General features: G+C 69.5%; 23 protein-coding genes. 12 read left to right on the forward strand and 11 right to left on the reverse strand.

Annotated features, from left to right (window positions below; all coding sequences use genetic code 11):
• The first annotated feature begins 340 nt into the window (after positions 1 to 340).
• Positions 341 to 940 (forward strand): PAS domain-containing protein, encoded by a 600-nt coding sequence (locus OXS49_RS26820; protein WP_244002384.1) that lies wholly within the window; start codon positions 341 to 343, stop codon positions 938 to 940.
• A gap of 149 nt (positions 941 to 1,089) precedes the next feature.
• Positions 1,090 to 1,728 carry a PilZ domain-containing protein gene (locus OXS49_RS26825; RefSeq protein ID WP_267427743.1) on the forward strand — a complete coding sequence of 213 codons (639 nt, stop codon included), beginning with the start codon at positions 1,090 to 1,092 and terminating at the stop codon, positions 1,726 to 1,728.
• A 154-nt stretch (positions 1,729 to 1,882) separates the two neighbouring features.
• Here the strand turns inward: OXS49_RS26825 and OXS49_RS26830 are convergent, their stop codons facing one another.
• Both OXS49_RS26830 and OXS49_RS26835 read right to left on the reverse strand, forming a co-directional pair.
• Entirely contained in the window at positions 1,883 to 2,464 is a 582-nt protein-coding gene (locus OXS49_RS26830) for an SCO family protein (RefSeq protein WP_244002388.1), read from the reverse strand.
• Between the two features lie 97 nt (positions 2,465 to 2,561).
• Entirely contained in the window at positions 2,562 to 3,065 is a 504-nt protein-coding gene (locus OXS49_RS26835) for a PRC-barrel domain-containing protein (protein ID WP_267427745.1), read from the reverse strand.
• Between the two features lie 178 nt (positions 3,066 to 3,243).
• Here OXS49_RS26835 and OXS49_RS26840 point away from each other — a divergent pair, with 178 nt between their 5' ends.
• Positions 3,244 to 3,705 carry a tRNA (cytidine(34)-2'-O)-methyltransferase gene (locus OXS49_RS26840; protein ID WP_244002392.1) on the forward strand — a complete coding sequence of 154 codons (462 nt, stop codon included), beginning with the start codon at positions 3,244 to 3,246 and terminating at the stop codon, positions 3,703 to 3,705.
• Between the two features lie 86 nt (positions 3,706 to 3,791).
• Here OXS49_RS26840 and OXS49_RS26845 read toward each other — a convergent pair whose 3' ends face one another.
• Positions 3,792 to 6,119 carry an FdhF/YdeP family oxidoreductase gene (locus OXS49_RS26845; RefSeq protein WP_267427748.1) on the reverse strand — a complete coding sequence of 776 codons (2,328 nt, stop codon included), beginning with the start codon at positions 6,117 to 6,119 and terminating at the stop codon, positions 3,792 to 3,794.
• 120 nt (positions 6,120 to 6,239) lie between these two features.
• On the opposite strand from OXS49_RS26845, the gene OXS49_RS26850 reads away from it, so the two are divergent.
• Positions 6,240 to 6,494, forward strand: coding sequence for a hypothetical protein (locus OXS49_RS26850; protein ID WP_244002397.1), 255 nt, complete (start codon positions 6,240 to 6,242; stop codon positions 6,492 to 6,494).
• 210 nt (positions 6,495 to 6,704) lie between these two features.
• Here OXS49_RS26850 and OXS49_RS26855 read toward each other — a convergent pair whose 3' ends face one another.
• Entirely contained in the window at positions 6,705 to 7,010 is a 306-nt protein-coding gene (locus OXS49_RS26855; RefSeq protein WP_244002399.1) for a hypothetical protein, read from the reverse strand.
• 465 nt (positions 7,011 to 7,475) lie between these two features.
• Between OXS49_RS26855 and OXS49_RS26860 the strand changes: the two genes are divergently transcribed.
• The 3 genes from OXS49_RS26860 to OXS49_RS26870 all read left to right on the forward strand — a co-directional run bounded on the left by OXS49_RS26860 (position 7,476) and on the right by OXS49_RS26870 (position 9,220).
• The gene (locus OXS49_RS26860; RefSeq protein WP_267427750.1) at positions 7,476 to 8,477 is read left to right on the forward strand and encodes a helix-turn-helix domain-containing protein; all 1,002 of its coding nucleotides are present in this window, start codon (positions 7,476 to 7,478) and stop codon (positions 8,475 to 8,477) included.
• A 156-nt stretch (positions 8,478 to 8,633) separates the two neighbouring features.
• Positions 8,634 to 8,861, forward strand: coding sequence for a hypothetical protein (locus OXS49_RS26865; protein ID WP_244002429.1), 228 nt, complete (start codon positions 8,634 to 8,636; stop codon positions 8,859 to 8,861).
• Positions 8,862 to 8,866: 5 nt separating this feature from the next.
• Positions 8,867 to 9,220: a hypothetical protein gene (locus OXS49_RS26870; RefSeq protein ID WP_267427751.1), complete on the forward strand. Its 354-nt coding sequence runs from the start codon at positions 8,867 to 8,869 to the stop codon at positions 9,218 to 9,220.
• Here OXS49_RS26870 and OXS49_RS26875 read toward each other — a convergent pair.
• The 3 genes from OXS49_RS26875 to gpmI all read right to left on the reverse strand — a co-directional run bounded on the left by OXS49_RS26875 (position 9,156) and on the right by gpmI (position 13,712).
• On the reverse strand, positions 9,156 to 10,364 hold the full coding sequence (locus OXS49_RS26875; RefSeq protein WP_267427752.1) for a GNAT family N-acetyltransferase: 1,209 nt from the start codon (positions 10,362 to 10,364) through the stop codon (positions 9,156 to 9,158). The two genes, OXS49_RS26870 and OXS49_RS26875, sit on opposite strands and share 65 nt — an antisense overlap.
• A gap of 8 nt (positions 10,365 to 10,372) precedes the next feature.
• A complete protein-coding gene (locus tag OXS49_RS26880; RefSeq protein ID WP_244002406.1) occupies positions 10,373 to 11,788 on the reverse strand; it encodes an oligosaccharide flippase family protein in 1,416 nt (471 codons plus the stop codon).
• A 418-nt stretch (positions 11,789 to 12,206) separates the two neighbouring features.
• Positions 12,207 to 13,712: a 2,3-bisphosphoglycerate-independent phosphoglycerate mutase gene (gene gpmI, locus OXS49_RS26885; RefSeq protein WP_267427759.1), complete on the reverse strand. Its 1,506-nt coding sequence runs from the start codon at positions 13,710 to 13,712 to the stop codon at positions 12,207 to 12,209.
• Between the two features lie 504 nt (positions 13,713 to 14,216).
• Between gpmI and OXS49_RS26890 the strand changes: the two genes are divergently transcribed.
• Positions 14,217 to 14,534: a hypothetical protein gene (locus OXS49_RS26890; RefSeq protein WP_244002409.1), complete on the forward strand. Its 318-nt coding sequence runs from the start codon at positions 14,217 to 14,219 to the stop codon at positions 14,532 to 14,534.
• Between the two features lie 160 nt (positions 14,535 to 14,694).
• Positions 14,695 to 15,000: a hypothetical protein gene (locus tag OXS49_RS26895; protein WP_267427753.1), complete on the forward strand. Its 306-nt coding sequence runs from the start codon at positions 14,695 to 14,697 to the stop codon at positions 14,998 to 15,000.
• Positions 15,001 to 15,364: 364 nt separating this feature from the next.
• Here the strand turns inward: OXS49_RS26895 and OXS49_RS26900 are convergent, their stop codons facing one another.
• Positions 15,365 to 15,523 carry a hypothetical protein gene (locus OXS49_RS26900; RefSeq protein WP_244002412.1) on the reverse strand — a complete coding sequence of 53 codons (159 nt, stop codon included), beginning with the start codon at positions 15,521 to 15,523 and terminating at the stop codon, positions 15,365 to 15,367.
• Positions 15,524 to 15,775: 252 nt separating this feature from the next.
• On the opposite strand from OXS49_RS26900, the gene OXS49_RS26905 reads away from it, so the two are divergent.
• Positions 15,776 to 16,027 carry a hypothetical protein gene (locus tag OXS49_RS26905; RefSeq protein WP_244002414.1) on the forward strand — a complete coding sequence of 84 codons (252 nt, stop codon included), beginning with the start codon at positions 15,776 to 15,778 and terminating at the stop codon, positions 16,025 to 16,027.
• A 174-nt stretch (positions 16,028 to 16,201) separates the two neighbouring features.
• Here the strand turns inward: OXS49_RS26905 and OXS49_RS26910 are convergent, their stop codons facing one another.
• A complete protein-coding gene (locus tag OXS49_RS26910) occupies positions 16,202 to 16,363 on the reverse strand; it encodes a YqaE/Pmp3 family membrane protein (RefSeq protein WP_243922072.1) in 162 nt (53 codons plus the stop codon).
• Between the two features lie 250 nt (positions 16,364 to 16,613).
• Here OXS49_RS26910 and OXS49_RS26915 point away from each other — a divergent pair, with 250 nt between their 5' ends.
• Both OXS49_RS26915 and OXS49_RS26920 read left to right on the forward strand, forming a co-directional pair.
• Positions 16,614 to 17,090: a hypothetical protein gene (locus tag OXS49_RS26915; RefSeq protein WP_267427754.1), complete on the forward strand. Its 477-nt coding sequence runs from the start codon at positions 16,614 to 16,616 to the stop codon at positions 17,088 to 17,090.
• A 113-nt stretch (positions 17,091 to 17,203) separates the two neighbouring features.
• Entirely contained in the window at positions 17,204 to 17,923 is a 720-nt protein-coding gene (locus OXS49_RS26920; RefSeq protein ID WP_267427755.1) for a hypothetical protein, read from the forward strand.
• 37 nt (positions 17,924 to 17,960) lie between these two features.
• Here the strand turns inward: OXS49_RS26920 and OXS49_RS26925 are convergent, their stop codons facing one another.
• Together OXS49_RS26925 and OXS49_RS26930 are read right to left on the reverse strand one after the other, a co-directional pair.
• Positions 17,961 to 18,515 (reverse strand): PAS domain-containing protein, encoded by a 555-nt coding sequence (locus tag OXS49_RS26925; RefSeq protein ID WP_267427757.1) that lies wholly within the window; start codon positions 18,513 to 18,515, stop codon positions 17,961 to 17,963.
• Entirely contained in the window at positions 18,512 to 18,709 is a 198-nt protein-coding gene (locus tag OXS49_RS26930) for a hypothetical protein (protein WP_267427758.1), read from the reverse strand. Before OXS49_RS26930 ends, OXS49_RS26925 begins: the two co-directional genes overlap by 4 nt.
• Positions 18,710 to 19,403: the final 694 nt, after the last annotated feature.

Genomic DNA, 19,403 nt, shown 5'->3' on the forward strand with positions numbered 1-19,403 from the left:
CCGGCTATGACGGATTGTCTGATCGGCCGAAGCCTCCGTGGTGACTGATCGTAACGCGGAGAGACCTGTTCAGACGCCCCCGTTCAGCCGTCCTGCAAAGTCTCTCCCGCTTCCGGCTGCCGACAACCCCGACCGGGCCGTCCGATCGGTCGATGGCCCGTTTGTCAGGGATGCAACGGCCCCGATTGTCTCGCCGACGCCGAAGCGGTACGGCCGGCTCACGGGCCGGCATGGGGCGTGCGCCCGGACGCCGTGAAGGCCCGGACCGGCCGGCTACAGCCTCGCGGATGTACCAGAACGATCCAGGGATGAACCACAGGCGTTTAGAGTCGGGACACCGATGAAGCATCCCACCAGCCGCATGCTCCACGCCTACTGGGAGCGTCTGCGCGGCGAGCGCGCCGCCCCGGAACGGGGCGAGATCGAGCCGGGCGAGATCCGCCACCTCCTGGCCGACAGCCTGATCCTGGAACTCGACATGGCGGCCAGCGAAGCCACCGTCCGGCTCGCCGGGACGCGGGTCTGCGCCCTGTACGGCCGGGAATTGAAGGGCCAGTCGTTCGCCGCCCTGTGGGGCGCCCAGGCGGTCGACCCTTGGCGGATCATCGAGATCGTCGCCAACGACACCCTCGGCGTCGTGGCGGGCCTGCGCGGGACCAACGCGGCGGGCGAGGTGGCCGACCTCGAACTCCTGCTCCTGCCCCTGCGCCACCGCGGCCGCACCCAGGTCCGGGCGCTCGGTGCCCTCAGCCTCGACGGAACGCCCCCCTGGATCGGCCTGCGCCCGCTCGTGACGGCGGAGACCACCTCGTTGCGCATCCTGCCGAGCCGCCGGCCGGATACCCTGCCGCCGCCGCGCCCGGTGATCCGGTCCAGCGCAGGCTACCCGGGGCCCGTGCGCCGCGGGCACCTCGTCGTGCATGCCGGCGGACGGGGTTAAGCAAGACCTGAGGGTTGTACAGGGCCGACTGGTTCGCGCTGTGCGAGATAATAATGGGCAAGTACAACGCTGAGGGGAAAAAAAGGGTTTCGTAACGGTCCCGCTCTAGGCTCCGACTCTGCTGATCGCGCAGGAGGATTAGTCCCGGGATGATCGCGGTCGACATCACCGCTGAGATGGAGCCCCGTGTGGCGCCCGACCCGGCGCGGAGCGCTTCGGACGAGCGCCGCCACCAGCGCGTGCGGATCTCCGTCCTCGGCCGCTACATGCTGGCGGATCGACGCGAGTATCCCTGCCAGACCATAGACATGTCGCCGGGCGGCGTCCGCCTCACCTGTGCAGTCCGGGGCGAGGTCGGCGAGCGGGTGGTGCTCTATCTCGAGCATATCGGCCGGATCGAGGGCTGGATCGCCCGCCTGTGCGCGGACGGGTTCGCGGTCCAGCTCAACGCCACCCCGCGCAAGCGCGACAAGCTCGCCTCCCAGCTCACATGGCTTGCCAACCGGGAAATGCTCGGCCTGCCGGAGGGGCGCTCCCACGAGCGCCTCGTGCCGACCCAGCCGGGGGTCACCCTGCGCATCGACGGCGGCAACGCGGTCCAGGCCCGGCTGATCGACATCTCCATGTCGGGCGTGGCGATCGCCAGCCCGCTCGCGCTGCCGCTCGGAACGCTTGTGACCGTGGGCAGCACGCCGGGGCGGCTGGTGCGCTACTTCGACGGCGGGTTCGGCGTTCAGTTCCTGCTGCCGCTCTCCGCCGACCGCTTCCACGCCGGGATGACGCTGTAGGCGGGCCGGCCCGGGCGTCAGGGCAGCGACCAACTTACTGGTCTTGCCCGACGCCTCAGGGCTCTGCCTCGAGACCCCGTCAAAGGGATGATCCCTGTGGAATCTCCCGGTTTCAGATCTTAATCTCCCGGTTTCAGATCTTAATCTCCCGGTTTCAGATCTTCTTGGCGAGCTGCGCGGCGGTGTCGGCGGCGGGCCGGGAGAGGTCCAGGGCGCCGAGGAAGCGGTTCTGCGCGTCCATCACGTACACGATGGCGGTGTGCTCCATCGTGTAGTCGCCGTCCTTACCGGGGACCTTGCGGGCATAGGCGCGATACGCCTTCTCGGTGGCGGTGACCTGTTCGGGGCTGCCGGTCAGCCCGGTGATGCGCGGGTCGAAGCTCGACAGATAGGTCTTCAGGCTCGCCGGGTCGTCGCGCTCGGGATCGACCGTGACGAAGGCCACCCGCATGTTGGCGGCTTTCGGCCCCAGGGCGGCGAGCACGTCCGAGACCTGCTGCAGGGTCGTCGGGCAGACATCCGGGCAATGGGTGAAGCCGAAGAACACGAGATGCGGCGCACCGGCGAAATCGCGTTCGGTGACGGTGCGGCCGTCCTGATCGACCAGCGTGAACGGGCCGCCGACGCCGGGCACGCCCACCGGCGCCTTCTCGGGCATGAACGCGAACACCGCCGCCCCCGTGATGCCGACGAGGCCGAGGCAGAAGGCGAGGAGCGGGATGAGGGCGCGGCGCATCGTGTCGGACTCCGACCTCGGGACGGAGGTGGGCACAGCACGGAACGCCGCGTGGAGGCAAGCGGGCCCGGTGTCGCCGGCCCGCTTGCCGCGTCCGTCAGAGCTTCTGCGCCGGGTCGCCCGCGGGGTTGGCCGGGGTCGCGCCCTTCGGCGGCTCCTTGCCGAGGTAGATGTATTCGGGCGCGGCGCGGAGCTGATCCTTGGTGGTGTCGATCCGGGCCTGGAGGGTCTTGTCGTCGGTCCGGTTGAGCGTGACCACGGAGGGGTCGACCGCGACGTATTTCGAGCCGAGGCCCAGGAAGCCGCCGACCCCGATCACCCAGGATTTCACGGCGTTCTTCTCGTCGAGGACGATGTCGGCGATCTGCCCGATCGTCTCGTTGGCGCCGTTCACCACGCTGGTGCCGATGAGCTTGCTGGCGACCCGGTCGTCCGGGGTCTGGACCACAAAGGTCGGCCGCAGGTTGTCGGCCATGGTTGCGGGCTGCCCCGGAACCGGGGTGGCGGGGCTGGCGCCGCCCGCATTCGGGGTGGCAGTCTGGGCCGAAGCGGTGGCGAGGCCGGCCAGCAGGAGGGCCGAGGCGAGGAGTGGTTTGCGCATCGGATCAGGTCTTTCGGTCGTGGGCCGCGGACGCGGGTGGCGCCGCCTTAAGGCTCTGGCGGAGCTTAAGTTCCGCATGATCTGCCGGGCGCTGTCGAAAGCGCGGCGGTTTGCCGACTGCGCAACGGCGCGGCGGTCCTTTGACGGGGCGGCAACCGCCCGCCACAAAGCCCAGGCCATGCTGCGCCTCGCCCTCTACCAGCCCGACATCCCCCAGAATACCGGCACGATGCTGCGCATGGCGGCCTGCCTGGGGCTCGCGGTGGAGATCATCGAGCCCGCGGGCTTCGACGTCTCGGACCGCCACCTGCGCCGCTCGGGACTCGACTACCTCGACCACGTGGTGATCACGCGGCACCGCTCCTTTGCAGCCTTCGAGGCGTGGCGGGCCGGCGCGGGGTGCAGGCTCGTGCTCGCCACCACGGCGGGCGCCCTGCCCTACACGGCGTTCGCCTTCCGCCCAGACGATTGCCTGATGGTCGGGCGCGAATCCGCCGGCGCCCCGGAGGCGGTCCACGCGGCGGCCGAGGCCCGGATCGTGGTGCCGATCCGGCCGGGCCTGCGCTCCCTCAACGTGGCGGTGGCGGCCGCGATGATCGCCGGCGAGGCGCTGCGGCAGGTGGCGGGGCTCGAGATCTAGTGACGTGCCCGATCGCGTTGCCGGCGGGTCGGCCGCCAAGCCCCTGTCGTGACGCGCGCGATCGCAGGCCACCGGAGAGCGATGGCTTAACCCGTGGCGTATTCCAGCTGCGGCTCCAGGACCCGATCGCCGTCGGCGTGCACCGTGACGGGGATCGCCTTGGCGGCCGGGGTCTTGCTGCCGATCGCGTAATGCCAGATCGGCATCAGCACGTTGCATTCCGGGTAGTAGCCGCCGATGCAGCCGATCGGGATGTCGTAGGCCACGACCAGCAGCCCCGAAAGCGCCCGGTCGATCCCATCATGGGCCACGGTCCGCAGCGTCACCGGCTGACCGACCTTGAGCCCGAGGCGGTCGATGTCGGAACGGTTCATCAGCACCACGTTCCGGGTGTTCTTGATGCCCCGGAAGCGGTCGTGATAGCCGTAGACCGTGGTGTTGAACTGGTCGTTGCTGCGCAGCGTCATCAGCCGCAGGATATCGTGGCCGACATCGGGCATGTCGGCGTCCTCGTCGAGACCGGTCGGTGTGACGAAGATGGCCCGGCCCGACTCCGTGCGCCATTCCCGCCGCTTCGCCGGCAGGTCGCGCTGGAAGCCGCCCGGCTCCCACATGCGCCGCTCGTAATCCCAGAACGAATCCGGCAGCGTCTCGCCGATCTCCCTGCGAATCTCCGCGTAATCGTCGCTGTACAGGTCCCAGCGCACGCGCGGGTTGGGGTCGAGCACCCGCTGCGCCAATTCGCAGATCAGCCGGATCTCGCCGATCAGGTGCGGCGAGGCCGGGCGCCGGACGCCGCGGTTGCCGTGGACGCAGGCCGAGGTGTCCTCCATCGAGAGCATCTGCTGGCCCTTGGCGGTCTCGATGATCTCCAGGCGGCTGATGACCGGCAGGATGTAGCTGATCGTGCCGGGCAGCAGCGCGGTGCGGTTGAGCTTGGTGATCACGTTCACGGTCAGCCGCTGACGGCGCCACGCCGGTTCCATCTGGCCGTGATCGGGGATCGCCCGGGCGAAGTTGCCGCCCAGCATGATGAAGGCCCGGACCTCGTCCCGCAGGATCGCTTCGCAGGCCTCCACGGTGTTGTAGCCCGCTTCGCGCGGCGGCTCGAAGTGGAACTGCTGCCCCAGGCGATCCAGGTCGAACAGCTCGGGCTTCTCGGTGATGCCCATCGTGCGCTGCCCCTGCACGTTGGAGTGGCCGCGGATCGGGCAGATCCCGGCGCCGTCGCGGCCAATATTGCCGCGCATCAGCAGGAGGTTGACCAGCATCTGCACGGTCTCGACCCCGGCCTGATGCTGCGTCAGCCCCATGCCGTAGACGCCGATGACCGCCCGGGAATGGCAGTAGACGTGGGCGGTCGATTCCATGTCGGCCCGGTGCAGGCCCGAGCGGCGCTCGAGTTCGTCCCAGTCCTGGACGCGCAACCAGTCGGCGAAGGTCTCGAATCCGTTCGTGTTGTCGCGGATGAAGTCCTCGTCGAGGATGGAATCGCCCTTGGCCTTGGCCGCGTCATGCGTGGCGAGCACCGCCTTGCAGATGCCCGCGAGGGCCGCGAGATCGCCGCCCGCCTTCACCTGGTGGTATTGCGAGCTGATCCGGGTCGCCTTGCCGGTGAGCATCTCGGAGGGCGATTGCGGGTTGAGGAAGCGCTCCAGCCCGCGTTCGCGCAGGGGGTTGTAGGTGATGATCGGAACGCCGCGCCGGCTCGCCTCCTGGAGGGGATGCAGCATCCGCGGCGCGTTGCTGCCGGGATTCTGGCCGAAGAACATGATGCAGTCGGACTTGGCGAAGTCGTCGAGCGTCACGCTTCCGACCGCCTGGCCGATGCTGACCGGCAGGGCCACCGAGGTCGTCTCGTGGCACATGTTGGACGAGTCCGGCAGGTTGTTGTTGCCGTAGAGCCGGGCGAAGAGCTGGTAGAGATAGCTCGCCTCGTTCGAGAGGCGCCCGGAGCTGTAGAAGACCGCGCCCTTCTTCCGGTCCTCGACGGCCCGCAACTCACCGGCGATCTCATCGACCGCGTGGCCCCAGGAGACCGGCACGTATGTGTCAGTCGCCGCATCGTAGCGGAGCGGGTGGGTCAGGCGTCCGGTCTGCTCCAGCTGGTAGTCGTCCCAGCCGAGCAGCTCGGTGACCGTGTGGGTGGCGAAGAAATCCGGCGTGCAGCGATGGGCTGTGAGTTCCCAGGCCACGGCCTTCGCGCCGTTCTCGCAGAACTCGAAGGGGAGAGGGCTCGCCGGCTTCACCCAGGCGCAGCTGTTGCACTGGTAGCCGTCGACCTTGTTGTGCCGGCTCAGCACGATCGGACCGCTCGCCAGCACGCCTTCGCGCTTCAGGATGGTCCCGACCGAGAGGGCGGAGCCCCATCCCCCGGATGGCAGGCGGTACGGCTTGAATTGGGGCTTGTCCAAGAGGGATGTCTCCGGGCCGATGCATCCAGGGATACACGAGCGACGTCACAGCGTTCTCCGTCGAAACCGCGGACACCGAGCTTTGTTCGCGAGAATTATTGAAACTTAACGGAGGTTAGTTTGATCATCAGCCGGGACTACTTGCTGAAGAAGCCGTCGGGTCCTTCGGCGCCGAAGCTGTTCCTCGATACCCAGGTGGTGCCGCTCGCCGCCAATCTCGCGGGGGCCGTGGAGGTGGCGCTCGACCGCGCCGCAGCGCGCACGGGCGTCCGCCCAGCCGTGATCCTGGCCGGCGCGACGGGCTTGATCGGTCTCGGCCTGTTCCGTCTGCTCACGCACCGGGCCCCGGCATACCGGCGAAGCGCGCACGGCTAAGCGCTCGTTCGAGACGACGAGGCCCAACCCGCGGTGGCTGGGGTGCCCCGACCGCTCGCCTCTCTTCGGGAAGCCGATCGTGTCCGATCGCGGCCCGTCCATAGGGCCGCCCACCACCAGCAAGGGCCGGTGGATGCCCGGCACCTCCCTGAATGCTCCGATCCGCGTCCGTCGGGGCGCCGCCGCCGCCGGCGCGCGGCTCGACCACCCCTACTTGGCGGCGGCGCCCTGCACGCGGCTGATCGAAGAGGTCGAGTGAGTATGGACGCCGATCGCCGCGGCGCATGACGGGTCCCCGTCCGCGGCCAAGCTCGTCGCGGTCGCCTGGAAGGCGGCGGTCTGCGGCACGGACTCGGCTTCGAACTCAGCCTGAGCCGCCTCCTCGGCCAGCCGCCGGCGCTCCTCGGCGTAGCCCCCCGCGATGACGAGATCGACCAGCCGCCGGGTCAGCCGGAAGGCCAGCCAGAACAGGGCGAGGCAGAGCAGCGTCGCGGCGGCGGCCTTGAGCGGGTCCACGGCGTTCTCCGGTGGTGTATCCCGATGCGTGAGGCCTCATAGGGCCGCGGGCGGCCGCGAGGCAATTGGACTTGGCTCCAAGATCGGCTCCAAGATCGGATCACGCATGGTCGGTCCCTTGCGTACACCGCCGTCCCGGACGTCTTGCATGAAGCGATGAGTCCGGCTTCCGAACCGCACGCCGCAGCCGCAACGAGGCGCGGCGAGCAGACCGGTCGACCAGTCGCGGTTTGCTGCGGACGCGCGGCGTATTCGAGGCACAAATATTGTACGTGATAATATATTGATTTAAATGAAACTCGTTGAAAATTGAACGATATCCAACAACGGAGCAATTTATAATACACACCGAGCCAATGAAGTAATATTAATTAATTATCATTGATAGATTAGAAAGTATACAGTATGAGGCTCTCCAGCCGACACGCCGGGTGGCGGTGTACAGCCTCCACGCTCTGACTTCGCATGCAGACGCTCTTCTCGACGGATGGAGTGCACCCCAAGAATGCCTTCCGCCTGTGGCGGGAGATGGTCTGCGAGCGGCTGGTGCCGGCCGACCTGCGGATCCTCGACGACGTCCCGTTCCAGGGCCGGATGGATGTGACGGGCATCGGCCCGCTGCTGATCTCGCACTTCTCGCACACGACGATGCGAACCGAGGCGACGGCCGACACGGTCCGGCGCAACGGCCGGCACGTCCGGGTTTACGCGATCATGCGGATTTCCGGCCAAGATACCATGCAGCAAGGCGACCAAGAGGCGGTGAGCCGCGCGGGTAATTTCATCGTCGTCGACGCTCGCCCCGCCGTCTTCCAGACGGAGACGGGCAGCGCCCTGGTTCTCGACCTGCCGCGCGAGCGTTTCGAGGCGATGCTGGGCCCGTCCCGGCTGTTCAGCGCCCTCACGGTCAGCGCGGATCTCGCCTCCACGACCCTGGCACGGACCTATATCCAAGAGTTGGTCCGGGTGGGTGACCAGCTCACGCCAGACGCGTCCGCGCGCATGGCGTCGATCGGGAGCGACCTGCTCATGGCGAGCCTCGCGGAGCGGCTCGCGCAGGAGGTGCCGCGCTCCACCCACGGCACCGTCACGGTCCAGCGCGCCAAAGCCTATATCGAGGCGAACCTGAGCGACCAGACCCTCGACCCGCCTCAGCTCGCCGTCGCGGTCGGCGTCTCCCTGCGTCGCCTTCAGGAACTGTTCCACGAGCGCGGCCGGCACATCTCCGACTATATCTGGGAGCGCCGCCTGGAGGTGGCGGCCAGGCGCCTGATCGATCCGGCCTGCGCCCACCTCTCGATCGGCCTGCTGGCCTACGGGAGCGGCTTCACCAGCCAGGCCCATTTCGCCCGCCGCTTCAAGGAGCGCCACGGCCTGACGCCGACGGAGTTCCGGCAGGCGTCCCGGCAGACCTCGACCGATGCGCGGCCCCGGAAGCGACCCGCGCGCATCCAGGGGCTCATCTGACGACGGCGGCACTGGCGCGTCCCTGGGTCGCTTCGCGCGGCAGCCGAAGACCGTGTTGAAGGGATCGTCCGGCGCCGGAACCCGGATCGTGGTATCGCGCCCCGGTCGGACCCCGCCGGGTCCAGCAACCGGATACCCTCGATCAGGCGGATGCCCTTGCGCGAAACCTTCCACATCGAAGTCCTCGGACCGGAGCCGGGCGAGATCCAGACGCGGATCTCGGTGCGGGTTGGCAGCCTGGAGACCGCGCAGGAACGGGCGCTGCGCCTGTTCGCCCGGGCTCGGGTGCCGCAGCGTTCGGGCGAGCCGGCCGAGGCTGTCCGCGTGATCGACGGCGCCGGGCGCGAGGTCTTCTACCGCACGCGGTTCGACGCGGGAGATTGAGGCGGATGCGTGTGCTGATCCTGCCGGGGCTGGTTCTGCTGGCCTGCGGGCTGTTCCTGCGCAGCTACACCCTGCCCCCGGCCCCGGACCGGCGGGGCGGCACCACGCTGTTGCTGACCTGGCCGAACCGCCCGATCTTCGGCAGCCCCCGCGCCGATTGCATCGCAGGACCGGCCGACCAGACGGTCCTGCCCTGCCTGATCGCCTCGGTCGCCCGCGCCCGCGACGACGGGATCGTCTTGGTCCAGCTCCCCTTCAGTCCGACCTACTACGACCTGTCCGGGCGCGTCGCCGTCATGGGTCGCGACCCGGCGCAGACCCAGGCGCGGCTGGCGCAGATCGCCCGCTTCGGCTGGTAAGCCGCCGCCCGGTGAGGCGCGCCTGGGCGACGCGCTCCCGGAGACGCTCCAGCGCCCGGGCCACCGGGAAGAGGGGATCGTGCCCCGCCGCGACCAGAAGATGGGCGATCATCCGCCGCTCGGTCCAGAACAGCGAGCCGAGGGCGAAATCCGGCGGCGCGCAGGAATCGATCCGGTCGAGCGCCCACCCGCCCGACGCCACCGTCTCGGTCAGGCGGTGGACCAGCTGGACCCCGGGGGCGGCCTCCGGCTCCGCCTCGTCGTGGACGATCTTCAGCACCCAGGCCTCGGAGCCGGTGACCGGCAGGATCAGGGAGGCGAGCGTCCGGTCCGCCCGGCGCAAACGCGCGATCCGCACCCGCCCCTCGGCGCCCAGATCGGCCAGGGCGGCGCGCAGGAAGGCGACCTCCGCCGGCCGCTGGCCGAGGCCGGTGCCCGCCCGCCCCTTCCAGCCAGCCGCTTCGAGGGCGACGTGCTCGGTGAGCGCGCGATCGAGGGCGGCGGGCGTGTCGAGCATGTCGAACGCCACGGCGCCCTCTACCTCCAGGCGCGCATGGGCCCGGCGCAGCTTGCGCCGCCGCTGGCCCGAGAGGTGGCCGAGATAGGAGGCCCGCGCCTCCGGGGCCTGGGCGCTGAGGTCGAGCAGGCCGCGCCTGTGCGGCCAGTAGGCGGCGCGGGCGGCGCCCCGCGCCGCCAGGAGATCCGCGAGGAGCCCGTCCGCGGGGGCGTTCGGCAGGAGGAGCCGCGGCGGCAGGCCGAGAGCGCGCGGAGCGGCGAGGAGGCCGGCCAACGCCGCCTCCGGCCCAGCGCCGTCGAGGAGCGGGGCGCCGAAGGGGCAGTAGCCGTGGGTCCAGCCCATCAGCACCGGCAGCGGCAGGCCCCAGCGCCACCGCGAGACACGGAACGGCCAAGCGGCGTGGAACCGCGCGCCCAATGCCTCGGGGGGCCGGTCGGCCACGATCAACAGGCGCACCCCGGCGCCGAAGGCGTCGCGGGCGGCGAGCGCGTAGCCCGCCTCGTAGAACGGGTTCCGGATAGCGGACCCGTCCCCCAGCGCCCGCCAGGCCGGGATCCAGGCCGCCGCCGGATCGAGGAGCCGGATCGCCGCGACGAGGCCGTGCGGGAGCGTGGCGGTGTCCGGCATGGGCTCCGTCAGGCCGCGAGCCGATGGCGGATCGCACCGGCGAAGCCGAGCACGTCGTAGCGCCACGCCGCCGCCCCCGCGCCGGCGGCGAGCAGGACCATGCGCAGCACCTGCCCCGGCACCATGAAGCCCCCCGGCATCAGCCCGATCCCGGCATTGACGGCCGCGCAGGCCAGCGCAATCCCGGCGATGCCCGCCATGTCGGCGAGCGGCAGGGGCATCGTCGTGCCCTCCCGCCGGGCGCCGAACACCAGTACGAGGCAGGCCGCGCTCTGCCCGCCCGCGAAGGCGAGGGCCGCCCCGGGGGCACCGAAGGTCGGGATCAAGAGAAGCGAGAGCGCCGCCACGGTCGCCAGGGTGGCGAAGGCCGCCGCCGCCTCCAGCCCGCTGGTCCGGGTGAAGTAGATCACCTGCCCGAAATAATAGGCGCGGAACATCATCAGGATGCTCGCCAGGATCAGCACCGGTGCGAGGTGGCGCGCCTCGGCCCGGTAGTCGGGCCCGAGCAGCACGGTAACCACGAGATCGTCGAAGCAGAGGAAGAACACGGCGCCGAAGGTCGCCACCAGGGTCATGGCCCGGGCGGCGTCGCTCAGGACCCCCGCGGCGGCGGCCATGCCGCCGGTGCGCGCCTCCCGCTTGGCGAGCGAGATCAGCGACAGGGCGATCGCCTCGCCGAACACGATGAAGCTCTGCCGCAGGAAATCCGCCAGCGCCCCGTAGGCGCCGAGCCCCGCCGGCCCCACGGTCTTGGCGATGATCAGCCGGTCGAGGCTCTGGGCCAGCGCCGCGGTCCCGAAGGAGAGCACCAGCGGCCAGCCATAGGTGAACAGGCGCAGGGCCTCGGCCCGGCTGCCGCGCCCGGGCATCATCGGCGCGATGGTGGCGGCGGCCGGGAGCGAGGCGAGCGCGTTGGCGGTGGCCACCGCGAAGGCGAGATCGAGCGGATCGGCCGAGAGGTGCAGCGCGAGGCTGCCGAGGCCTAGGATCAGCACGGCCCGGGTCATCACCGAGGCCGCCACCGCCCCGACCCGCAGGCGGGTGCGGGCGATCTCGGTCGCGCCCTCGAACAGGGTGGTGCCGCAGGCCAAGGCCAGGACCGCCGCCGCCATCCGACCCGGGACCAAACCGAGCCCGGCCGCCAGCGCGCTGCCGAGGCCCGCAAGCAGCAGCGTGCCGGCGAGGATGCGCACCACGGTGCCGACCTGCGCGGGCTCGCGGGCCTCGTCGTAGAGGGCGAAGAACGCGAATTTCGGCCATTGGCAGGTCGCCCCGTAAAGCACCAGCGCCCAGGACAGGACATACAGGTAGGTGCCGTAGCTGGCCGCCGGCGCGAGCCGGGTGAACACCGCCACCGAGGCCATGTTCAAGGCGGCCGCGAAGCCGCGCGAGCCGACATAGATCAGGCTGTGCCGGGCGATCATGATCGGGACCGGGGACTGTCGCCCTCCTCTCCTCGCTTGCGGGGAGAGGCCCGCATGGACCTCGTCGTCCAGGCGGGAAGCGCAGGCGCAGCCGAAGCGGCGGTGAGGGGGCGGATCCGGAAGAGTCTCATCCTCAACCGCCCCCTCACCCTCGGCTGCCGCCTCGCTTCCTGCCCCGACAAGGGGGCAGGAAGCCTTCTCCCCGCAAGCGGGGCGAGGGGGAGAGCTGCGTCCAGCATCGGCGCGTCGGGCAAAGTGGAAATCCGCAAACCCACCGAGAGAGACGGCAGCACGTATGGATCGTGCCCAGGCGCGGGCCACCCCCACCCCGCTCTGGCACGATCCGGTCCCGCAACGGGACGTATGGCGGGCAACTGAGGCATGACGGCCCGACCGGTGCAGCCGCCATGCCGGTCCATCAACCGGCCCGGCGGATCAGGGACCTGCCGGTCATCTCGGCCGGCTGGTCGAGGCCCATCAGGTCGAGGAGCGTCGGCGCCACGTCGGCGAGCCGGCCATCGGCCAGCGACACCCCGTCGACGCCAACCAAAGTCACCGGGACCGGGTTGAGCGTGTGGGCGGTATGCGGCTCGCCGGTCTCCGGGTCGCGCATTGTCTCGCAATTCCCATGGTCGGCGGTGACCAGCAGCGCCCCACCCTGCGCGGTCACCGCCTCGACCACGCGGCCGAGGCAGGCATCGACGGTCTCCACCGCCGTCACGGCGGCGGCGAGGCTGCCGGTATGGCCGACCATGTCGGGGTTGGCGAAGTTCAGGATGATGAGGTCGTAGCGTCCGGAGCCGATCGCCGCGACGGCGCGGTCGGTGAGTTCCGGCGCCGACATCTCCGGCTGCAGATCGTAGGTCGCGACCTTCGGCGAGGGCACGAGGATCGCGTCCTGGCCCTCGAACGGCGCCTCGCGGCCGCCATTCATGAAGTAGGTGACGTGCGGGTACTTCTCGGTCTCGGCCATGCGCAGCTGCGCGCGCCCGGCCCGGGCCACGGTCTCGCCGAGCCCGTTCGGCAGGTCGAGGGCACCGAACAGCGCGTCGGCGAAGGCGTCGAGCTCGACGCTGTACTGGACGATGCCCAGGGCGGTGGCGAAGCGGATTGTCCGGGACCGGGGAAAACCGGAGAAGTCCGGGTCGAGGAGCGCGTCGAGGATCTGCCGGGTCCGGTCCGCGCGGAAGTTGAAGCTCAGCAGTCCGTCGCCGTCCCGCATGCCGGCATAGTCGCCGATGATGGCAGGCTTCATGAACTCGTCCGAGATATCCTGCGCGTAGGCGGCGGCCACCGCCTGCCCGGCCCGGGGGAAGCGGGTGCCGCGCCCCTCGATCAGGGCGTCGTAGGCGATCGTGAGCCGCTCCCAGCGCCGGTCGCGGTCCATCGCGAAATAGCGGCCGCACAGGGTAGCGATGCGTGCGCCCTGCGGCAGCGCCTTCTCGACGGCGGCGACGCAGGTGGCGGCGGAGCGGGGCGGCATGTCGCGCCCATCGGTGAAGCCGTGGAGCCGGACCGGGATGCCGGCCTCGACCAGCACGCGCGCCAGCGCCACCGCGTGGTCCTGGTGCGCGTGGACGCCGCCCGGCGACAGCAGCCCCATCAGGTGGCAGGTGCCGCCCGTGGCGCGCAGGGCCTCGATGAACCGGGTCAGGGCAGGATTGCGGGCCAGCGACCCGTCCGCGATGGCCGTGTCGATCCGCGGCAGATCCTGCAGGACCACCCGGCCCGCGCCGATATTGAGGTGACCGACCTCGGAATTGCCCATCTGTCCCTCGGGGAGCCCGACATCCGCACCGAAGGTCCGCAGCCGTGCCTGGGGGCGCTCCCGGATCAGCCCGTCGAACACCGGCGTCTGGGCCTGGTGGACGGCGTTGTCGGCAATCTCGTCCCGGAGGCCCCAGCCGTCGAGGATCACGAGCATCACGGGGCGCGGGGTGCTGTCGGGCACGGTCACAACTCTCCTGGGTTTCCGGCGCTCGGCCGGATCCTACGGGCCGGGCGAGGCCGTCCCCTTTGCGGGTGTCGATAATCGGCTTGGCCGCGCGAGACCACAGCCGAGGGGCCCGATCCGGCCACGACTCCATGAAAGCGTCGGGATTCTGACAGGCTCGATTACGCAGACGCGCGTGCGCCGCCCGACCCGCCGCCGGATGGAATTACCGGCCCGGCGCAACCGAACCACCCCGAGAAGGCTGCGGCGGGACGATCTTCGGGGATCACCGCGGATTGCAACTCCCCGGCAGGAGCCCGTGACAGGTCCGGCATGGATCCGTGGTTTCCGGTGGGGGAAAACCTGACGGAATCAAAGCCCGATCCGCCGGTCCAAGATGTCTCAGGGAAAACCGCCTGCGGAACAACTTGGCCGATTGCAACGCCTTCGCGTTCTGTTAGCCTGCTCGGATGTAATCGACAGGGATCATCCACCGTGGCCTCGACCGAGATCGTGAGTTCCGAGACGAGCGCGGATCTGGCACTCGACATGGTCGGTCGCGCTTACTTGGCCCTGGCGCTTCTCTACGAAACCGCCCACCCGGGCGAGTTCGTCGATGTTCAGCGGAAGATCCGTGCGTTCGTCGAGGACAATTTCCGCATCGCCGAGGAATCGAGCCGGAGCGGAACCCTCGCTGCCGGAACCGTCGAGAATGCCACTCACCTTGTGAACAGCGTGCTGGCCGAGGCGGAGAACAAGATCGCGACGATGATTCGGCCTTCCCGACGCGGGCGCAATCAGATGATGACTTGATTTCATCAGCCAACATCTACATGTGTTGCAGTCGAGCCATAAGCCGCCGATAAATGTTCCCGCACCCCGAAGCGCTGCAATAACAATAGCTTAGAATATCGACAGTCTTAATGGGGCATGTTAACTGTCGATTGGACAGCAATAAAACTCAAAGCGCGACATGGACAGCGATGATTGGGAGCAGGCCGCGAGCCGGTCGGATGTCGCGCTGGAGATCTTGGTTCGGGCCTACCACGCTCTGGCAGTCGTCTACGAGCTGTCCAACCCCGGCGCCTATGCGACGCTTCACGGCCAGATGATGCCGTATCTGTGCGACGGGCGCGGCCTTCGGGCACGGGACTGCGCAGGGTCTCCTCACACGGCCGAACTCGTGACCTCCGCCCTGGAACAGGTCCGCTGCGCGCTGGACGATGTCGGGTCCGACGTGGCGGCCGTCCGAAGCCGCCCGGACGAAGTCCTCGGCTAAAGCGGCGTTCAATTTCGGGGCAATCGAACCCGGCTCGCCATCTCTGTTTCTGTCCAGGTCTTTGTGCCGGCACACCCTGTGGGGTCGGCCAGAGCGGTGCCCGATCGCGTTGCACTCGAGCCCCACGCGAAGCCTTTGTTCTTGCGCGCTCTCTTGCGCCGAACCGTTGTCCACTTCGGCGGAGAGCGACCAAGTGCTCTGACGCATGCACTTCGTTCATGCGAGTGAGAACTAGACCTTTAGTTTTGCATCAATTTTCCGGACTCGGCTGACGCCTCCGTCTGGATCGATGCACTAGGGGCCATGCCGGCGCGGAACGCCCTGATCCCTCCTCGGGTCAGGACGTGCGGTCGGCGTCCGGTCGCTATCGGAACAGTGGCAGCCCGGCGCCGATGATGACGAGGCCGAGCATGATCAGGCCGCCGCCGGCGCCTTCGAAAGTTGTCTGCCGGACCGAGCGTTGCGGCGCCATGCCGGCCAGTGTCACGCCCGAGAGCAAGCAGATCGCACTGAGCAGGGCCATGGCGTCGAAGGCTCCGGCGCCCGATGGACGCTCACGACAACATCGAGCCGACGAGCATGCGGACGGACCGTTAAAAATCCCTTTGCGGATCGGTCGCGGACCGTCCCCGCCGACGGGCGATTCTCGGCCCTGGCGCCCGCGGATATCGACCCGAACCGAAGCCCCCGATCGTCACGCGATCCTGGGCGCGGGTTAACGCTCCATTAACCACGTCCCCGTTCCCTGGCCTGCGCAGTTCAGGTGGATGAACCCATGGCCGACATCGATCTTCGTACCGCCTTCGCCCAATTGTGTGCCGACATGCCTGCGGGCGATACGGACGAGGCCGCCTACGAAGAGACGCTCAGGATCGCGGTTCAGCGCCTCGGCCGCCGGACCGGCGGTCATCGCGTCGATCTCACGACGCGTCCCTTGTCGAACATCGGATCGACGGAGCCGGACTGCCCCTTCCTGATCTCGGTCGCGGCCCTGCCGATCGGCCGTCCGCACCACAGCCCCCACTGAATCAGGCCGTCCGCGACGGCACCGTGACGCCTTCGACAGGGTCGGACCGGAGCGCGCGGCCAGGCTTCCCGGCCTTGACGGTGCACCGGGCGGTCGGAGCCGTGCACCCCGCACGGCTCCGCATCTTCGGTTCGCCGCGATACCGAGGCAGTGCATGCCTCGGCGGAGCGCCTGTCAGGCCGTCTCCCGCCGCGTGACGACGAGTGCCCAGATCGTGGCCGGGATCCAGCCGATGATCGTCACGTGTAGGATGATGCAGAGAATGCCCTGAAGCACCTTCCCGCGCAGGAACATGGCAAGCCACGGCGCGAGGAAGCAGATGATGATCATGATCATGGGTCGAAACGCTCCTTTGTCAGCGACATAGGCGCCCGGCTCACGTCCGGTAGCCCCTCCCGTTCAGCCGCCGGTGGGTACGGCGCCGGAGGATCTTCCGGCATCAGCGCGCCAGCGGGCCCCTGGCATGCCTGTCTGCGAGACCTGCGGCCTGCGGATCGGACCGCCACGCGCCGTGATGTCCGCGGAGACAGCCGCGACGGCGTACCTCGGCAGGAACCATAAGATCGGGCCGGCCGTTGCTGGCGCCATGACCCATCACGTTGCCCTTGTCGGTTCGGTCCTTGCCGGCGTGGCGCTCTGGGCAGCGGTCTATGTCGCGCTCCTGCCGACGCGCCGGTCCGATCCAGCCGAGCCCCGTACCGTCAGCGTGGTCACGCGCGTATCGTCCGCAGAATCCGCCGCCGATCGCGATGACCTGTCGCCCGGTCCGCGGCGTTGGGCCGATCTGCCCAGCGAGACGGCCAAGCAACCGAGCGCCCAGCCGGTCGATACCGATGTGCCGTCCGCGACCAGTCTTCCGGATGTCGGCGCCCAGCAGGCGGATCTGCCGACACGCCAGCGCGGCCGCGCGCGGATCCGAGCGGCCACCCCTCGCGACCTCCCCCTCGCACGGCACCTCACCCGGCCACACGCCTCCCGATCCGCCCGCGCGTTCGCGCGGCCGCGCTTCCGGCGGGTCCGGGAGCCGATCCAGTTCAGCCTGGCCACGCGGTCGTCCTCTTGACCCCCGACCGAAGGTTTTGGGCGGCCACGCAGCGTGGAACCATATCGCGCGCTGCGCCGTAACAGCCCCGCAGCGTTCCTGCGACCTCTGTGCAACCGGTAAAGCGAGGGTGGATGCGTCGTCTCGTACGCGCGATCATGGCCATCAGTCTGATCGCGGGCGATGCTGCCCAGGCCGCGTCCCTGACCGAGATGCCCAGCGAGACACGGGTCGGGAGCCGGCCGGTGGTGAGCGACCAAGCCCGGCTCAGGGACCTTGTCGACCGGGATGCCCAGACGTGGCGGCGCATCTCCGCCTCCATCTGCCGGGGATGCGGTGCGCCGCCACCGGCGCTGGACATCGTCCGGTCCAACCCGTTGCCCGTGCGGGCGCCGCGGGAGGCAGTCGCGGCGGCCCCCGTCCCGGAGGCCGGGCCTGCGCGCCCCACCCTGCGGCCGGTCTCACTCCGCAGCGCCGACGTGCCGACGCATGACGGGGCCCGCGGGCGTGGCGTGCGCTCGGACCCCGTCCCTGTACGCTTGACCGCCCGGGCGCGGCGCTACGCCCGGACCGCGCGCTTGCGCATCCTGCGCCATCACAGACGCCTGGCGCTTCTCCGGGCCCAGCGGAGACACGATGCCCGGCTGGCGGCCGAGAGACGCGAGGCCGCCGCGCATCGGTTGAAGCGCACGGGTCCGGAAGCTGGCTTCCTCAGGCTGGCGGAGAACCAGTCCGGCGGCGACCGTCGCCGGGTGCCGCTGCCGCCTCAACGACCCGATACGCTGTGTGCCGATGACCGCGCGCTGGCCACGGCCCGGATACGGCCGGTTTCGACCTGTACCATCACGCCGTAACGATCCGGGATACGCCGCCCCGGCTCGGTCCGTCGCGTCAGTGAAACGCGGCCTGGGCCGGCCCCTCCAGCTCGGCGCGCGCGAGTTCGACCCCGACCTCGTGCAGCAGCCGCTCGATGAGGGGGCGCAGACGCCCCACGGATGCGGGCTCGACGAGGGTGTGGGCCATGAGGAGGTGATCCGCCATGGCCTCCAGCATGGAACTCGGCGGTGTCGCCGGATGCACCGGAGGCGGCACGAAACTCCCGAGCGAACCGTAGGCCCGCATCTCCGCGGCGGGATCTTCAGCCATCGGTGTGATCGATCCGAGGAAGCCCAGGAACGTCCGGTTCGGCGGGCCGAAGGACGGTACCGCCCCGGCGGCGACCCACATGGCCCGGCCATCGTGCGCCAGCATCCGGTAGCGCAGGTTGAAGGCGCTCTGTGCCTGAATGGCGGACTCGACGGTTGTGCGGGCGATGTCGCGATCCTCCGGATGCACGACCCGAGCCCAGCCGAACCCCACGGCGTCCTCCAGGGACTGGCTGGTCAAGTCGGTCCATTCCGGGCTGATGAAGGTTGCCCGTCCCTGTGCATTCGTCACGAAGATCATGGGCGGATCACGCCGGAGCGCTCCGACGCCACCCCGCGCGCGAAGGCCAGGATCCTCCGGCGGTCCGCGTGGTCGGTCAGACTCTGCCAGATCCGCAACAGCTCACCCTGATCGGCGAAGTCGGATCCCGATGCGCCGTCCTTGCGGAACACGGCCTCCGGCCGGCCCAGCGCTTCGGCGATGCGTCTGATCATGCGCTCACGCGGCGGCGGACAGGGGGCGATCCGTTCAGGCGCACTCTCCGGCAAGGGACGCCCCTCCACGATCCATGGCGCATGCGATCCGACCCGGACGCACCACCCAAAGGTGTATTGAACCGCTGGCCCGACTTCAATGTAGAAGGATATACAATTCATAATCGACATACCGCGACGAAGACGCGTCATCGCCATCGTGGCCGCGCCACCGGCTCATCCACCGCGGCGTCTCGGATGCGTCGCACCAGTGCAGGCGGGAACCTGTGCAGGCGGGGCTTGCATGGCGAGGTTCAAGATCGGCAGCGGTCGCCCGCACGACGCCAGCTTCCCCGGATTCGCGCGTGATCCGGCCCAGGGATGAAGGCCCGGAATGCTCGTCCTGCGAGCCTCGCCTTGGCCGGGCGCACCGGCCGTCGACGCGGCCGACCGACGACACTCCGACGGCGACGCTGCCCCCGCTGGTGCCCGATCCAGAGAGTTCTGGTATTCGATGAAATCTCCGGACGATACGGTCGAACACGACGCGGGCCACATCAGAAAGCGTCGATGCCGACCCGCACCCCGACCCTGTCAGCGTCGCCGGCAGCGTTCCGGTTGAACACCACGGGCGTCAGTCGCGGTGCCCCGCGCGAACAGGTTCAAGTTGAGAGATGTAGAAAGTGGCGCCCCCGAAAGGATTCGAACCTCTGAT

The sequence above is a fragment of the Methylobacterium sp. GC_Met_2 genome (genome assembly GCF_026540795.1).
GTDB lineage: Bacteria > Pseudomonadota > Alphaproteobacteria > Rhizobiales > Beijerinckiaceae > Methylobacterium.

Excerpts from the sequence above, each read along its gene's own strand:
- OXS49_RS26820 (WP_244002384.1), top strand. The coding sequence starts at position 341 with ATGAAGCATCCCACCAGCCGCATGCTCCACGCCTACTGGGAGCGTCTG.
- OXS49_RS26825 (WP_267427743.1), top strand. The coding sequence starts at position 1,090 with ATGATCGCGGTCGACATCACCGCTGAGATGGAGCCCCGTGTGGCGCCC.
- OXS49_RS26830 (WP_244002388.1), bottom strand. The coding sequence starts at position 2,464 with ATGCGCCGCGCCCTCATCCCGCTCCTCGCCTTCTGCCTCGGCCTCGTC.
- OXS49_RS26835 (WP_267427745.1), bottom strand. The coding sequence starts at position 3,065 with ATGCGCAAACCACTCCTCGCCTCGGCCCTCCTGCTGGCCGGCCTCGCC.
- OXS49_RS26840 (WP_244002392.1), top strand. The coding sequence starts at position 3,244 with ATGCTGCGCCTCGCCCTCTACCAGCCCGACATCCCCCAGAATACCGGC.
- OXS49_RS26860 (WP_267427750.1), top strand. The coding sequence starts at position 7,476 with ATGCAGACGCTCTTCTCGACGGATGGAGTGCACCCCAAGAATGCCTTC.
- OXS49_RS26870 (WP_267427751.1), top strand. The coding sequence starts at position 8,867 with ATGCGTGTGCTGATCCTGCCGGGGCTGGTTCTGCTGGCCTGCGGGCTG.
- OXS49_RS26875 (WP_267427752.1), bottom strand. The coding sequence starts at position 10,364 with ATGCCGGACACCGCCACGCTCCCGCACGGCCTCGTCGCGGCGATCCGG.
- OXS49_RS26880 (WP_244002406.1), bottom strand. The coding sequence starts at position 11,788 with ATGATCGCCCGGCACAGCCTGATCTATGTCGGCTCGCGCGGCTTCGCG.
- gpmI (WP_267427759.1), bottom strand. The coding sequence starts at position 13,712 with ATGCTCGTGATCCTCGACGGCTGGGGCCTCCGGGACGAGATTGCCGAC.
- OXS49_RS26895 (WP_267427753.1), top strand. The coding sequence starts at position 14,695 with ATGGACAGCGATGATTGGGAGCAGGCCGCGAGCCGGTCGGATGTCGCG.
- OXS49_RS26900 (WP_244002412.1), bottom strand. The coding sequence starts at position 15,523 with ATGGCCCTGCTCAGTGCGATCTGCTTGCTCTCGGGCGTGACACTGGCC.
- OXS49_RS26905 (WP_244002414.1), top strand. The coding sequence starts at position 15,776 with ATGGCCGACATCGATCTTCGTACCGCCTTCGCCCAATTGTGTGCCGAC.
- OXS49_RS26910 (WP_243922072.1), bottom strand. The coding sequence starts at position 16,363 with ATGATCATGATCATCATCTGCTTCCTCGCGCCGTGGCTTGCCATGTTC.
- OXS49_RS26915 (WP_267427754.1), top strand. The coding sequence starts at position 16,614 with ATGACCCATCACGTTGCCCTTGTCGGTTCGGTCCTTGCCGGCGTGGCG.
- OXS49_RS26920 (WP_267427755.1), top strand. The coding sequence starts at position 17,204 with ATGCGTCGTCTCGTACGCGCGATCATGGCCATCAGTCTGATCGCGGGC.
- OXS49_RS26925 (WP_267427757.1), bottom strand. The coding sequence starts at position 18,515 with ATGATCTTCGTGACGAATGCACAGGGACGGGCAACCTTCATCAGCCCG.
- OXS49_RS26930 (WP_267427758.1), bottom strand. The coding sequence starts at position 18,709 with ATGATCAGACGCATCGCCGAAGCGCTGGGCCGGCCGGAGGCCGTGTTC.